The organism is Streptococcus sp. SM3 (assembly GCF_027497875.1).
The window spans coordinates 1-13,958 of sequence record NZ_JAJNSA010000063.1; the positions used below are offsets into that span (position 1 = coordinate 1).

A 13,958-nucleotide genomic window follows, 5' to 3' on the forward strand; every position below is an offset into this window, starting at 1 on the left:
TTTATTGTGTTATTTATATTTGGGATATGGTTTGTTTTAATGGAAAAATCTTATTATTTTAATCTTATTTGGTTACTTAAATATAGGTATTATAAGGTACAAGATAAGGTTGGTAATACTTATATAATTTACAGTAAGAGAAATGATGTAAAAGAAGTTGGTAAAATTAAGAATTTAGTAAGAATAAATAATTTTACTTTTTTGGAGAAGGAGTAATATGTTTTTAGTAAAAGTGGATCAGAAATATAGAAAATTAGATAACTCGGACGATATTTCAGAACTAGTTGCCCCAACGATTGAACCTGACAATATTATAAAGTTTGATCCAGAAGCACAATTAGAACATGAGGATTGGTTCTATATTGAAATTGATGATATTCATATGTCTATGGTAACAGAGTATGGTGACAAGTTTTTAAGTACTGTAAGCTTAAATGATGTGACTGAAGAGGAGTTCACAAAAATTGATTTGATTTTTCGAAAAGTTGAAAATGATGGTTTAGTTTTCCAAAAAATCACTAAGTCAAAGAGAATGGTTGATAAATCTATTTTAAAATGGATACCCAACATTGGAAAACCAGAAAGAACAATAATCGAAAATGGTATAGAATTAAAATCTGTAATTGATGCATACTTTGATGGAAATGATAGATTGTATTTTAAAAATTTTAGAACGATTCGGAGCTTATTCAAGGGGATTGATGATTACTATCGTATAGCAAGTCAGGCAGAAGTTGATGAGTTTAAACAATTTAATCTAGTGAGTTTTGTTTCAGATTTTGAAATTAAGACTAATAACTTAAAGATGTTAGCAGTTTTAAAAGATTATGGAATAGATTTGAATGATATAGGTGTTAAAAAGACTTTGTTGAGATCTTACAGTCAGTATCCTAATCAGGAATTTGAGTTAGATGAGAATCAAAATTTTATAATTGATAGTAATAGAAAATTAACATGTTTACTAAAGTTAGCACTAGGACGGTTATATACAAATCCAATAACTCATCATAAAATGGAAGCTAACCATGCAAAAAAATTAAATTAAGCTAAGAAAGTAAATTAGAAAGAAACATTATGGAAACAACACAAACTTCCAAGTCGCTCTCCCAAGCCCTGTGGGACTCAGCGGATGTTCTCCGCTCTAAGATGGATGCTAATGAATATAAGTCCTATCTTTTGGGCATGGTCTTTTATAAGTATCTGTCAGACAAGATGCTCTTTTTCGTGGCTGAGACCATGGAAGAGGGGATAGATAGTCTTGAGGATGCCCTTGAGGTCTATCGCAATTACTATGAGGATGCGGAGACTCATGAAGATCTGGTATCTGTTATAAAAGATGAGCTTAACTATATCATCAAGCCTAACCTGACATTTACGGCTCTGCTAGCACGTGTCAATGAAAATTCTTTTCAGTTAGAATATTTGGCTCAGGGTTTTCGTGATATCGAGCAGAGCGACGAACTCTATGAAAACCTCTTTGAAGATATTGATCTTTATTCCAAAAAGCTAGGGGCGACTCCGCAAAAGCAAAACCAAACGGTGGCGGCGATTATGAAAGAGTTGGCTGTGCTAGATGTGGCTAGTCATGCGGGTGATATGCTGGGGGATGCTTATGAGTATCTGATTGGTCAGTTTGCGACCGACTCGGGTAAGAAAGCTGGTGAGTTTTATACACCTCAGCCAGTTGCCAAACTCATGACTCAGATTGCCTTTTTGGGTCGTGAGGACCAGCTAGGCTTTACCATCTATGATCCGACCATGGGGTCCGGCTCTCTCTTGCTCAATGCCAAGAAATACTCTCATAAACCGCAGACAGTGGTCTACTTTGGTCAGGAACTCAATACTTCTACTTATAACTTGGCTCGGATGAACATGATTCTACACGGTGTTCCTGTTGAAAATCAATTTCTCCACAATGCCGATACACTGGATGAAGACTGGCCGACTCAAGAACTGACAAACTTTGACGGGGTTCTCATGAACCCTCCATACTCTGCCAAGTGGTCTGCTAGATCTGAATTTTTGGATGATTCTCGTTTCTCTCCTTTTGGGAAACTAGCGCCCCAATCCAAGGCTGATTTTGCCTTTCTCTTGCATGGTTACTACCATCTCAAGCAGGATAATGGAGTTATGGCTATCGTTCTTCCCCACGGTGTTCTTTTCCGTGGCAATGCGGAAGGAACCATTCGCAAGGCCTTGATAGAAGAAGGCGCGATTGACACGGTTATCGGTCTACCTGCCAATATCTTCTTTAATACCAGCATTCCGACCACGGTTATCATTCTCAAAAAGAATCGTACCAATCGTGATGTCTACTTTATCGATGCTTCTAAGGAGTTTGATAAGGGGAAAAATCAGAATATCATGACGGATGCTCATATCGAGAAAATTCTGGAAGCCTACAAGTCACGTGAGGAGATTGACAAGTTTGCCCATCTGGCAAGCTATGAAGAAATCGTCGAAAATGACTACAATCTCAATATCCCTCGCTATGTAGATACCTTCGAGGAAGAAGAAGTCGAACCACTGACAGATATCGTCAGCAAGATTAACACAACAAATGAAGCAATCCAAAACCAAACAGCTTCTCTACTTGAAATGCTCGGTCAACTACATGGAACCACACCAGAAGCCGATGCTGAACTCAAAAAGTTTTTGCAAGAGTTTGAAGGGTAAGATGTAGTTGATTTATTCGTTCATATTCCACTCATTTTTAAGATACAACTTTGTTTCCATATTTCCTGGAAACTGATAAAAAGCAAGGAGAAAGATGGAACAAACTAACCCAAAATCCCAGTGCCAGCAACTCTGGGCGAGAAACAAATACCTCGTTTTGAGTCATTCTAGCAATATTTACAATGAGATTCGTCAATACTTGAAGAATGAACAGGTGGAGGTGAGTCGGGTTCAGGAGATGATTGACCGTGCCTGCCAAATTCCTGAGCATAGAGGTCAGGTTTGCAATGCCTTTCAGCATATTTGGGGCTATTTCAAAAAGAAAGCGACAGATGCCGAACGCAAGGACTATATGCTCTTGCTGGATCGTTATCGATTTGGTCAGGCTTACAAGGAAGATGTGATTGCTAAAACCCGAGATTTGCTTGAACGCTATCCAAATACCTATTTGCAACATTCAACGTTACTGAAAGGAGATTCCCATGAGACTTTGGCATGAGGATTTGATTTCACAACTTCCGCGTCCTCAACTTTTGGGACAACATCGAGAGTGCTGTGCCCTCCGTGGCAATGGTTGGGGCAGAAAGCATGCAACGGTGGACTATGTCTTTACCCACTCGCCCTATTGTCTCTATGCCTATCATGACTTGGTCATGAAGGAGATGGCTAACCGAGGCTATAAGGTCAGTCCAGAGTGGATGGACAAGAACTACCGTGGTAAGATTTGTCCTTCTTATCAAGACTTAGTAGAGGAAAAGCTAAAAAGTCCTATCTATAGCGAGCATGATGCTACCTACTATGAGGAGTGTCTGGCAAATCTTCGAGAGAAGGGGATTGAGCTGGAATAATAGTAAGGATTGCCTTCAATTTATAACTCTTCTCGTAATTTTTTCGAATAATAAAGATGAGACCTTTAGAGTTTTTCTAAGGTCTTCTTTTTATGAGTGTTCAGATTTACTTTTAATAACTTTTGAGTTATAATTTAATTAGAAAGAGGTTGCTTGGTGCATACGATTTACTTCTATAAGGACAAAAATGGAAATGAGCCAGTCTTGGATTATATGAGAGAATTGGCCTGTCGTAAAAGTAAGGATAGCCGCATCAAACTCAATAAACTAAATGACTATATCGAGTTACTTAGTCAGCAAGGGACCAGAGCTGGGGAACCCTATATGAAACACTTGGAAGATGAGATATGGGAACTAAGACCTTTGAGAGATCGAATTTTATTTGTAGCGTGGCTTGATGGTAGTTTTGTTCTTTTACATCATTTTGTCAAAAAGACTCAGAAAACTCCTAGAAGAGAAATTGAAAAAGCCAAGCGTGAACTGAAGGACTTAAAAGAAAGAGGGGTAAGTGATGAAGAATAGTGCTATTGGGAGTAACTGGAAGGATGTCAGGTCAGAACTCTTTACCAAGGAGGAAATACTTGAAAGTGATATGCGAGTGGCTATCATGAGTGAGTTGATTGAAGCCAGACATGAGCAAGGAATCAGCCAGAAAAAGCTAGAGGAACTCAGTGGAGTGAGCCAGCCTGTCATAGCTAGGATGGAAACAGGAAAGACAAGTCCTCGGTTGGATACAGTCTTGAAAGTTTTAGCCAGTTTAGGAAAGACACTAGCAGTCGTCCCACTTGAACAGAGAAAGAGTTGATAGGAAGAGGTTGGAAAACTTTAACAAATTTAACAGTTATAGTACCTCAAGTGTATAATATAGAAAAATTATGCTTTATTTATATCAAGTGCGAACGAAGTGAGCTTTTAGCGGATATTTCCCGCTATAGTGGTATTATAGATAATAATTTATTATTATCTATAACAGAATTTTTGAGAGTAAAATAGTTCGGGGAACTATTTTAGCCTGAGCATAGAAATGAAAAAGCGAAGTGCTCAAAAATTAGGGATGAAATTACGAAGTAAGTTGCTCCCGTCCGCACTTTTCAGGGAAATATCAGAATTACAAAAGAAAAATCAACCTATAGTCTTTTCTAATAACAAGTCATAGTCACTTATAAGAATTACTAATAACGCGTTTGACCAGTCTAACTGAAATATAGTTAAAAAACAGGATACACAAAGGATTTGAGGCATTTGTCTCAAGTCTTTTTCTTTTGTCTAAAACGGAGATATAGTTTCAAACTATATCAAAGCCTAATTTTTTACAATTATACAGATGATTTCTTTTCTGTTAAGATAGTTTCAACAACAAATTTTGGAGGACACATCATGTCAACTACAATCATCGGTTTCCCTCGTTTGGGCGAATTCCGCGAATTAAAATTTACAACTGAAAAATACTTTAGAAAAGAAATCTCAGAAGAAGAACTCTTGGCAGCCGCAAAAGACTTGCGTGCTAAACACTGGAACATTGTCAAAGAAAAAGGCATCACTGAAATTCCATCAAATGACTTTTCTCACTATGACAACTTCCTAGATGCAGCTTTCCTTTTCAACGTGGTACCTGCTTCAGTTCAAAACTTGGACTTGTCTGACCTTGAGCGCTACTTCGCTTTGGGTCGTGGTTACCAAGGAGAAAAAGGGGATGTTCGCGCCCTTCCAATGAAGAAGTGGTTCAACACCAACTACCACTACATCGTTCCTAAGTTTGAAAAAGACACTCAAGTCAAACTTGCAGGTCACAAGATTTTTGATGAGTTCCAAGAAGCAAAAGAACTTGGATTGAACACTCGCCCAGTTCTTGTAGGTCCATTCACTTTCCTTCAATTGTCAGACTTTGAAGAAGGCGTGAAAGCAGAAGACTTCGTAGATAGCTTAGTGGCTGCTTATCAAGAAGTTTTTGCTAAATTGGTTGAACTTGGTGCGACTCGTATCCAATTGGATGAAGCTGCTCTTGTCAAAGATTTGACAGCTGAAGAAAAAGCTCTCTTCTTGAACCTTTACAATAAACTTTTGGCTGACAAAAAAGGTCTTGAAGTCTTGCTTCAAACTTACTTCGGTGACGTTCGTGACGTTTACGCTGACCTTGTGAAATTGCCAGTAGATGCTATCGGTCTTGATTTCGTTGAAGGTAAGAAAACTCTTGAATTGGTTAAAGGTGGCTTCCCAGCTGACAAGACTCTTTATGCAGGTATTGTCAATGGTAAAAACATCTGGCGTAACAACTACGAAAAGAGCTTGGCTATTCTTGAGCAAATTCCAGCTGAAAACATTGTCTTGACAAGCTCATGCTCACTTCTTCATGTGCCATTTACAACAGCTAACGAAGAATTTGAACCAGCAATCTTGAACCACTTTGCCTTTGCAGTTGAAAAATTGGATGAGATTCGTGATTTGGATGCTATCCGCAATGGTCAAGGTGAAGAAGCACTTGCAGCTAATAAAGAACTCTTTGCGACTGAGCGTGTGGGTGAAAATGCGGAACTTCGTGCGCGCATCGCTAGCTTGACAGACGCAGACTACACTCGTTTGCCAGCATTTGCAGAACGTGAAGCTATCCAAGAAGAAGCTTTCAAACTTCCAGCTCTTCCAACAACAACTATCGGTTCATTCCCTCAAACTAAAGAAGTTCGTGCCAAACGTTTGGCTTACCGTAAAGGTGAATTGTCTCAAGAAGAGTACGACGCTTTCCTTGCTGAAACGATCGATGAATGGATCAAATGGCAAGAAGATATTGACTTTGATGTCCTTGTTCACGGTGAATTTGAGCGTAATGACATGGTTGAGTACTTCGGTCAAAACTTGTCAGGTTACCTCTTCTCTAAAAATGGTTGGGTACAGTCATACGGTATGCGTGGGGTTAAGCCACCAATCATCTGGGGTGATGTAACTCGTCTTAACCCTATTACTGTTAAATGGTCTAGTTATGCACAAAGCCGTACAAACAAACCTGTTAAAGGTATGTTGACTGGACCTGTTACCATCCTCAACTGGTCATTCCCACGTGAAGACATCTCTATCAAGGATTCTACTCTTCAAATCGCTCTTGCTATCAAGGATGAAGTTCTTGACCTTGAAGCTGCTGGCGTGAAGATCATCCAAATCGACGAGGCAGCTCTTCGTGAGAAATTGCCGCTCCGTCGTAGCGACTGGTACGAAGACTACCTTGACTGGGCAATTCCTGCTTTCCGCTTGGTACACTCAACAGTAGCGCCAGACACACAAATCCACACTCACATGTGTTACTCAGAATTTACAGATATCATCCCAGCTATCGACAACATGGATGCAGATGTTATTTCCTTTGAAGCTAGCCGTTCAAATCTTGAAATCTTGGACGAACTCAAAGCGAAAAACTTCCAAACAGAAGTGGGACCTGGGGTTTACGATATCCACTCACCTCGTGTGCCAAATGAAGGCGAAATCGACCATACAATCGAAGCTATCCTTGCTAAAGTGCCAAGCAAGAAAGTTTGGATCAACCCTGACTGTGGTTTGAAAACACGTGGTATTCCAGAAACAAAAGAAAGCTTGATCCGCCTTGTGGAAGCAGCGAAAGCTGCGCGTGAGAAATTGTAAGATAAGGATTTCTCTAGAAGCACTGTTTGGTCAATCTGCCTGTTTCACTTGGATTCTAGGAATCCAGCTAACGAAAAAATCAACTAGAAAAGGATAATGACTATGTCACGCCAAACACCGTCACTCTCATTTGAAGTGTTCCCTCCCAACCCAGCCGTGGGTAATGATAACATTATTTCTGCTCTTCAAGATATGCAGGAGTTGGCTCCCCACTTTATCAGTGTAACTGCCAGCAATAATAAATTTAATATCAAGGAAACGACGGTTCGTTTGGCTGACTTTATCCAAAATGACTTGGCGATTCCGACTATTGCTCACTTGCCAGCCATCTATTTGACTAAGGACAAGGTTGCTGAAACCATTGCTGACTTGGACAAGGTTGGGGTGCAGAAAATCTTGGCTCTTCGTGGGGATATTATTCCAGATGTGGAACCACAAAAGGATTTCCGCTACGCAACTGACTTGATTGAGTTCATCAAGGAGCAAGCTCCCCACTTTGATATTGTTGGTGCTTGTTATCCAGAAGGCCATCCAGATTCACCAAATCAGATTTCAGATATTCAAAATCTTAAGAAGAAAGTGGATGCAGGATGTTCGAGCCTTGTAACTCAGCTTTTCTTTGACAATGAGCGCTTCTATGATTTCCAAGACAAGTGCATCTTGGCTGGGATTGATGTTCCTATTCATGCAGGGATTATGCCAATTCTGAATCGAAATCAGGCTCTCCGTCTCTTGAAGACTTGTGAAAATATCCATCTTCCACGTAAATTTAAAGCCATCTTAGACAAGTATGAGCATGACCCTGAGTCGCTCAGAGCAGCAGGACTTGCCTATGCAGTGGACCAAATCGTGGACTTGGTAACTCAGGATGTTGCCGGTGTGCATCTCTACACTATGAACAATGCTGAAACAGCGAAATACATTCACCAAGCAACTCATGCCTTGTTTAATCATCAGTCTCTAGGATAATAAAAAGCAAACCATTCTTCTCAGCTGAGGGGAATGGTTCCTTTTTAATGGTAAAGACCGCACTTTTTAAGAAAAATATGATAAAATAGACTCTGTACGTACTTGATACAAAGATGAGGGTATAAACAGATTTTTAACTATTCAAATCTGCTATAAAAAGGAAAAATACTAAAGAATAATATTTTTAAACTTTTCAAAGTATCTAAATAGTTGAACACGGGCTAAATCCCTAGTGAAAAAGATAGATTTCCTAGTGTGCATCGCACACTGCGTCAATCTCCTATTTTCATACGGGATTCTTCACGCCCTTTGTATCCTGATTTTTGTAGGCAAGGCGTATAATTTCATCAATCCAAAGGGGATTAAAATGACAAAACAAGTGTTTCAAACGACTTTTGCGGGTCGTGAGTTAATTGTAGAGACTGGTCAGGTTGCTAAGCAGGCAAATGGCTCTGTTGTTGTACGTTACGGTGAGTCAACTGTCTTGACTGCAGCAGTTATGTCTAAGAAAATGGCGACTGGGGATTTCTTCCCACTTCAAGTCAACTACGAAGAAAAAATGTATGCAGCTGGGAAGTTTCCTGGTGGCTTTATGAAACGTGAAGGACGTCCTTCAACGGATGCGACTTTGACAGCGCGTTTGATTGACCGTCCAATCCGACCAATGTTTGCGGAAGGTTTCCGTAACGAAGTCCAAGTCATCAATACAGTTCTTTCTTACGATGAAAATGCCTCTGCACCAATGGCAGCTATGTTTGGTTCTTCTTTAGCGCTTTCTATCTCAGACATTCCATTTGACGGACCAATTGCTGGGGTACAGGTTGGCTATGTGGATGGTCAAATCATCATCAACCCAAGTCAAGAACAAGCAGAGCAATCTCTCCTTGAATTGACAGTAGCTGGTACCAAACATGCCATCAACATGGTAGAATCTGGTGCCAAAGAATTGTCAGAAGAAATCATGTTGGAAGCGCTCCTTAAAGGGCACGAAGCAGTCAAAGAATTGATTGCCTTCCAAGAAGAAATCGTTGCAGCAGTCGGTAAGGAAAAGGCTGAAGTAGAATTGCTTCATGTGGACGCTGACTTACAAGCTGAAATCATTGCAGCCTACAACAGCGACCTCCAAAAGGCAGTTCAAGTAGAAGAAAAATTGGCTCGTGAAGCTGCAACTCAAGCAGTTAAGGACCAAGTTACTGCCGTTTACGAAGAAAAATATGCAGACCACGAAGAATTTGACCGTATCATGCGTGATGTGGCTGAAATTTTGGAACAAATGGAACACGCTGAAGTGCGCCGTTTGATTACAGAAGATAAGGTTCGTCCTGACGGTCGTAAGGTCGATGAAATCCGTCCTTTGGATGCGGTTGTTGACTTCCTTCCTCGTGTGCACGGCTCTGGTCTCTTTACTCGTGGGCAAACTCAGGCTCTTTCAGTCTTGACCTTGGCTCCGATGGGTGAAACTCAAATCATTGATGGTTTGGATCCAGAGTACAAGAAACGCTTTATGCACCACTATAACTTCCCTCAATATTCTGTAGGGGAAACAGGTCGTTACGGTGCGCCAGGTCGTCGTGAGATTGGTCATGGTGCCCTTGGTGAGCGCGCCCTTGCTCAAGTCTTGCCAAGTTTGGAAGAATTCCCATATGCTATCCGTTTGGTTGCGGAGGTCTTGGAATCAAACGGTTCTTCATCTCAGGCCTCTATCTGTGCGGGAACTCTTGCTCTTATGGCTGGTGGTGTGCCAATCAAGGCGCCAGTAGCTGGTATTGCTATGGGACTTATCTCAGATGGAAATAATTACACAGTCTTGACAGATATCCAAGGTTTGGAAGACCACTTTGGAGATATGGACTTTAAGGTTGCAGGTACTCGTGACGGGATTACAGCCCTTCAAATGGATATCAAGATTCAAGGGATTACTGCAGAAATCTTGACTGAGGCTCTTGCCCAAGCTAAGAAAGCGCGTTTTGAAATTCTTGATGTGATTGAAGCAACCATTCCAGAAGTTCGTCCAGAATTGGCTCCAACTGCTCCGAAAATTGATACCATCAAGATTGATGTGGACAAGATTAAGATTGTCATCGGTAAGGGTGGAGAAACCATTGACAAGATTATCGCTGAAACAGGCGTTAAGATTGATATCGATGAAGAAGGAAATGTGTCTATCTACTCTAGCGATCAAGATGCCATTAATCGTGCTAAAGAGATTATTGCTGGTTTGGTCCGTGAAGCCAAAGTGGATGAAGTTTACCGTGCTAAAGTCGTTCGTATCGAGAAATTTGGTGCCTTTGTCAACCTCTTTGATAAGACAGATGCCCTTGTTCATATCTCTGAGATGGCTTGGACGCGTACCAATAATGTCGAAGACTTGGTAGCAATCGGGGATGAAGTTGATGTTAAGGTTATCAAGATTGATGAAAAAGGACGTGTGGATGCTTCTATGAAAGCCCTTCTTCCTCGTCCTCCAAAACCTGAACGTGATGAAAAAGGCGAAAAGTCTGAGAGACCTCATCGCCCACGTTATCACAAGGATCACAAACCTAAGAAAGAATTTACAGAAACACCAAAAGATTCAGAATAAGAAAAGGAGAAATGTATGGGATGGTGGCGCGAAACCATTGATATCGTAAAAGAAAATGATCCAGCGGCCCGCACCACTTTGGAGGTTTTGCTGACTTATCCAGGTGTCAAGGCCTTGGCGGCCCACCGTCTCTCGCATTTTCTCTGGAAGCATGGCTTCAAACTACTGGCTCGTATGCACAGTCAGTTCTGGCGCTTTTGGACTCAGATTGAGATTCATCCAGGTGCCCAGATTGATTCAGGTGTCTTTATCGACCATGGTTCGGGTCTGGTGATTGGAGAGACGGCTATCGTTGAGACGGGAGTTCTCCTCTATCATGGGGTGACTCTTGGGGGAACAGGGAAAGACTGTGGCAAACGCCATCCGACCGTTCGAAAGGGAGCTCTCATATCGGCTCATGCCCAAGTCATCGGACCCGTTGAAATCGGCGAAAATGCCAAGGTCGGTGCAGCAGCAGTTGTTGTAGCAGATGTACCTAGTGATGTGACGGTTGTCGGTATTCCGGCCAAGATTGTCCGAGTTCATGGACAGAAGGATGAACCGACGATCCACGAAGTCGAAGAAAAACGAGAGTACTACGTCAATAAACTCGAGCAGGCTAAAGAAGCCAGTCACAGATCGTCGGGGCTCTAAATTATTATGATTCTTTTATCTATCAACATTTTTTAAAAGACGATATTCGACTGAGTAGGTCGTAAAGCAAAAGGGCGACTGTCAGCCCTTTTCTTGCATTTATTTGATTCTTCTTTTACTTTTTAGAAAGGAGCAAGGGATTCCGAAGTGTAGAGATATTCGGACTGAAATTCAATTGAACTCTTAGTGATGAAACTAACTGTTCTCGGATTTTAGTTTTCCTGACTATTATTTTATGATTAAAATCTATGACACCATGTCTCGTGATTTGCGAGAATTTGTCCCAATTGAGGACGGCAAGGTCAAGATGTATGTTTGTGGGCCAACCGTGTATAACTATATCCACGTGGGGAATGCCCGCTCAACAGTGGCTTTTGACACCATTCGTCGCTATTTTGAGTATCGTGGGTACGAGGTTGCCTATATTTCCAATTTTACGGATGTAGATGATAAGATTATCAACCGTGCCAAGGAAGAAGGTATAACGCCTCAGGAGGTTGCGGACAAGTACATCGCTGCCTTTCGTGAGGATGTGACGGCCTTGGGTGTCAAACCTGCGACTCGCCATCCGCGTGTAGTGGAGTTTATGGCGGATATCATCCGCTTTGTGGAAGACTTGATTGAAAAAGGTTTTGCTTATGAGAGCCAAGGGGATGTTTACTTCCGTGTGGAAAAATCCCACAACTATGCTAAGTTGGCCAATAAAACCTTGGAAGATTTGGAGCTAGGTGCTTCAGGTCGTACCGATGAAGAAACAGCTCGTAAGGAAAATCCTGTAGACTTTGCCCTCTGGAAATCTGCCAAACCAGGCGAGATTTCTTGGGACAGTCCTTGGGGACCTGGTCGTCCGGGCTGGCATATCGAGTGTTCGGTTATGTCAACAGAGATTTTGGGTGATACCATTGATATCCACGGTGGTGGAGCCGACCTAGAGTTTCCACACCATACCAATGAAATTGCCCAGTCAGAAGCCAAAACAGGCAAGACCTTTGCCAACTACTGGATGCACAATGGTTTTGTTAATATCGACAATGTCAAGATGTCCAAATCCTTGGGCAATTTTATTACCGTACATGATGCCCTTAACACTCTTGATGGGCAAGTCCTTCGATTCTTCTTTGCGACTCAACATTATCGCAAGCCTATCAACTTTACAGAAAAGGCAGTGCGGGATGCAGAGACCAATCTCAAGTATCTCAAAAATACTTACGAGCAACCATTTACTGGAACTGTAGATGCTCAAGAGTTACAGGCCTTTAAAGATAAGTTTGTAGCAGCTATGGATGAGGATTTCAACTCTGCCAACGGTATTACAGTAGTCTTTGAAATGGCCAAATGGATTAACTCTGGCAATTATGATGCAAGTGTTAAGGAAGCTCTTGCGGATATGTTAGAAGTCTTTGGGATTGTCTTTGTCGAAGAAGTTTTGGATGAAGAGATTGAAGCCTTGATCCAAAAACGCCAAGAAGCACGTGCCAATCGTGACTTTGCGACAGCGGACCAGATCCGTGACCAACTAGCTGTTCAAGGGATTAAGCTCCTTGATACCAAGGATGGAGTGAGGTGGACACGTGATTGATGTCAATCTCATTAACGGGATTGCGTTAGCTTTTGAGGGGGACGCGGTGTATTCCATGTATATTCGCCGCCACCTCATCCTCAAAGGCATCACCAAGCCCAATAAACTCCACCAAGAAGCGACCAAGTATGTGTCAGCCAAAGCTCAGGCTCGCCTGATTTCCCTTATGTTAGAGGAGCAAATCCTGACGGAAAAAGAAGAGGAAATCTACAAACGTGGTCGCAATACCAATAGCCACACCAAGGCCAAAAATGCTGATGTGGTGACTTACCGTATGTCCACAGGTTTTGAAGCAGTCATGGGTTATCTCCATATGACTGAAAATCTGGAACGTCTTGAGAGCTTGATTTCATGGTGCATCCAAAAAGTGGAGGGCTAGGACATGATAGCAAAAGAATTACAAGACTGGTTTCCTGAAGCTCAGATTTCAGACCAACCAGTAGAGAAAGAAGGCTATCTCACGCTCCCTTTAGCTTCTCAGCAATGGATTTTGCTGGAGGAAGCTGGACTCAGTGAGCGTGAAAAGCAGTTGATTTCGCTTTTGACCCAGCAGGAGCAGGCTCGTTCGCTCAATCCTTGGTATTCTTATCTGGTTGAGGGGAAGGGACAGGCGCCGAAAACTTTTAAAAAGATTCAGTTGGTTTATTGTCATCTTTCCTATTTTCAGCAAGAAAATCTAGCTTCTTGGCTGGATATGATGCGGACTCTTTTTCCGAACTGTCAGACAGTGCTACAGGTCGGAGCTCAGGACTATGTTTTCGTACTTCAACAAGACAAATACACCTCTGTACGAGCTATTTTAAGTGATACGATTGAAGCGGTTGAGTATGACTTTGGACTTCGTCTCTCTATCATGTTGGGCCAGATTTGGTCTCAGACAGGACATCAAGCACTATCAGACTTAATCAAAGCAGAGCGCGATTTGTTTAAGACTTGGTGGCGTCATGGTCACCAAGGTGTTCATACCTTTTCTCAGCTTTATCTTTGGAGTATGGGAGAAAGGCTCGTGGACTTGAAGGCAATAAAGGAGTGTCTACACCAGATG

At 41.7% G+C, this 13,958-nt stretch carries 13 protein-coding genes and 1 pseudogene; all 14 read left to right on the forward strand.

The window, feature by feature from the left end; translation table 11 throughout:
- Window positions 1–216: pseudogene (locus PAN06_RS09430) on the forward strand (hypothetical protein); the annotation flags it as partial.
- Between the two features lies 1 nt (window position 217).
- Complete coding sequence (locus PAN06_RS09435) at window positions 218–1,045, forward strand: hypothetical protein (protein ID WP_269796171.1); 828 nt, start codon at window positions 218–220, stop codon at window positions 1,043–1,045.
- A 29-nt stretch (window positions 1,046–1,074) separates the two neighbouring features.
- Window positions 1,075–2,676 (forward strand): type I restriction-modification system subunit M, encoded by a 1,602-nt coding sequence (locus PAN06_RS09440; protein WP_269796172.1) that lies wholly within the window; start codon window positions 1,075–1,077, stop codon window positions 2,674–2,676.
- Window positions 2,677–2,770: 94 nt separating this feature from the next.
- On the forward strand, window positions 2,771–3,175 hold the full coding sequence (locus PAN06_RS09445) for a YbgA family protein (RefSeq protein ID WP_269796173.1): 405 nt from the start codon (window positions 2,771–2,773) through the stop codon (window positions 3,173–3,175).
- A complete protein-coding gene (locus tag PAN06_RS09450; protein WP_269796174.1) occupies window positions 3,159–3,524 on the forward strand; it encodes a TIGR02328 family protein in 366 nt (121 codons plus the stop codon). The genes PAN06_RS09445 and PAN06_RS09450 overlap by 17 nt, the downstream gene beginning before the upstream one ends.
- Before the next feature lie 156 nt (window positions 3,525–3,680).
- Window positions 3,681–4,046 (forward strand): type II toxin-antitoxin system RelE/ParE family toxin, encoded by a 366-nt coding sequence (locus tag PAN06_RS09455; protein ID WP_000556942.1) that lies wholly within the window; start codon window positions 3,681–3,683, stop codon window positions 4,044–4,046.
- Window positions 4,036–4,329: a helix-turn-helix transcriptional regulator gene (locus PAN06_RS09460; protein WP_269796175.1), complete on the forward strand. Its 294-nt coding sequence runs from the start codon at window positions 4,036–4,038 to the stop codon at window positions 4,327–4,329. Before PAN06_RS09455 ends, PAN06_RS09460 begins: the two co-directional genes overlap by 11 nt.
- Before the next feature lie 572 nt (window positions 4,330–4,901).
- On the forward strand, window positions 4,902–7,151 hold the full coding sequence (gene metE / locus PAN06_RS09465; protein WP_269796176.1) for a 5-methyltetrahydropteroyltriglutamate--homocysteine S-methyltransferase: 2,250 nt from the start codon (window positions 4,902–4,904) through the stop codon (window positions 7,149–7,151).
- A 102-nt stretch (window positions 7,152–7,253) separates the two neighbouring features.
- Entirely contained in the window at window positions 7,254–8,120 is an 867-nt protein-coding gene (gene metF / locus PAN06_RS09470; RefSeq protein ID WP_000089967.1) for a methylenetetrahydrofolate reductase [NAD(P)H], read from the forward strand.
- Between the two features lie 367 nt (window positions 8,121–8,487).
- Window positions 8,488–10,701 carry a polyribonucleotide nucleotidyltransferase gene (pnp, locus tag PAN06_RS09475; RefSeq protein ID WP_261182017.1) on the forward strand — a complete coding sequence of 738 codons (2,214 nt, stop codon included), beginning with the start codon at window positions 8,488–8,490 and terminating at the stop codon, window positions 10,699–10,701.
- 15 nt (window positions 10,702–10,716) lie between these two features.
- Entirely contained in the window at window positions 10,717–11,334 is a 618-nt protein-coding gene (gene cysE, locus PAN06_RS09480; RefSeq protein ID WP_042751585.1) for a serine O-acetyltransferase, read from the forward strand.
- Between the two features lie 235 nt (window positions 11,335–11,569).
- Window positions 11,570–12,913, forward strand: coding sequence for a cysteine--tRNA ligase (gene cysS / locus PAN06_RS09485; RefSeq protein WP_269796177.1), 1,344 nt, complete (start codon window positions 11,570–11,572; stop codon window positions 12,911–12,913).
- Window positions 12,906–13,292: a Mini-ribonuclease 3 gene (locus tag PAN06_RS09490; protein ID WP_269796178.1), complete on the forward strand. Its 387-nt coding sequence runs from the start codon at window positions 12,906–12,908 to the stop codon at window positions 13,290–13,292. Before cysS ends, PAN06_RS09490 begins: the two co-directional genes overlap by 8 nt.
- Window positions 13,293–13,295: 3 nt before the next feature.
- Window positions 13,296–13,958, forward strand: a 663-nt coding sequence (locus tag PAN06_RS09495) for a PucR family transcriptional regulator (RefSeq protein WP_269796179.1), incomplete at its 3' end; no start/stop codon positions are given.

Bases quoted from the DNA above. Each gene is read 5' to 3' on its own strand.
- PAN06_RS09450 (WP_269796174.1), top strand. From the start codon at position 3,159: ATGAGACTTTGGCATGAGGATTTGATTTCACAACTTCCGCGTCCTCAA.
- PAN06_RS09440 (WP_269796172.1), top strand. From the start codon at position 1,075: ATGGAAACAACACAAACTTCCAAGTCGCTCTCCCAAGCCCTGTGGGAC.
- metF (WP_000089967.1), top strand. From the start codon at position 7,254: ATGTCACGCCAAACACCGTCACTCTCATTTGAAGTGTTCCCTCCCAAC.
- metE (WP_269796176.1), top strand. From the start codon at position 4,902: ATGTCAACTACAATCATCGGTTTCCCTCGTTTGGGCGAATTCCGCGAA.
- pnp (WP_261182017.1), top strand. From the start codon at position 8,488: ATGACAAAACAAGTGTTTCAAACGACTTTTGCGGGTCGTGAGTTAATT.
- cysE (WP_042751585.1), top strand. From the start codon at position 10,717: ATGGGATGGTGGCGCGAAACCATTGATATCGTAAAAGAAAATGATCCA.
- PAN06_RS09445 (WP_269796173.1), top strand. From the start codon at position 2,771: ATGGAACAAACTAACCCAAAATCCCAGTGCCAGCAACTCTGGGCGAGA.
- PAN06_RS09435 (WP_269796171.1), top strand. From the start codon at position 218: ATGTTTTTAGTAAAAGTGGATCAGAAATATAGAAAATTAGATAACTCG.
- PAN06_RS09460 (WP_269796175.1), top strand. From the start codon at position 4,036: ATGAAGAATAGTGCTATTGGGAGTAACTGGAAGGATGTCAGGTCAGAA.
- cysS (WP_269796177.1), top strand. From the start codon at position 11,570: ATGATTAAAATCTATGACACCATGTCTCGTGATTTGCGAGAATTTGTC.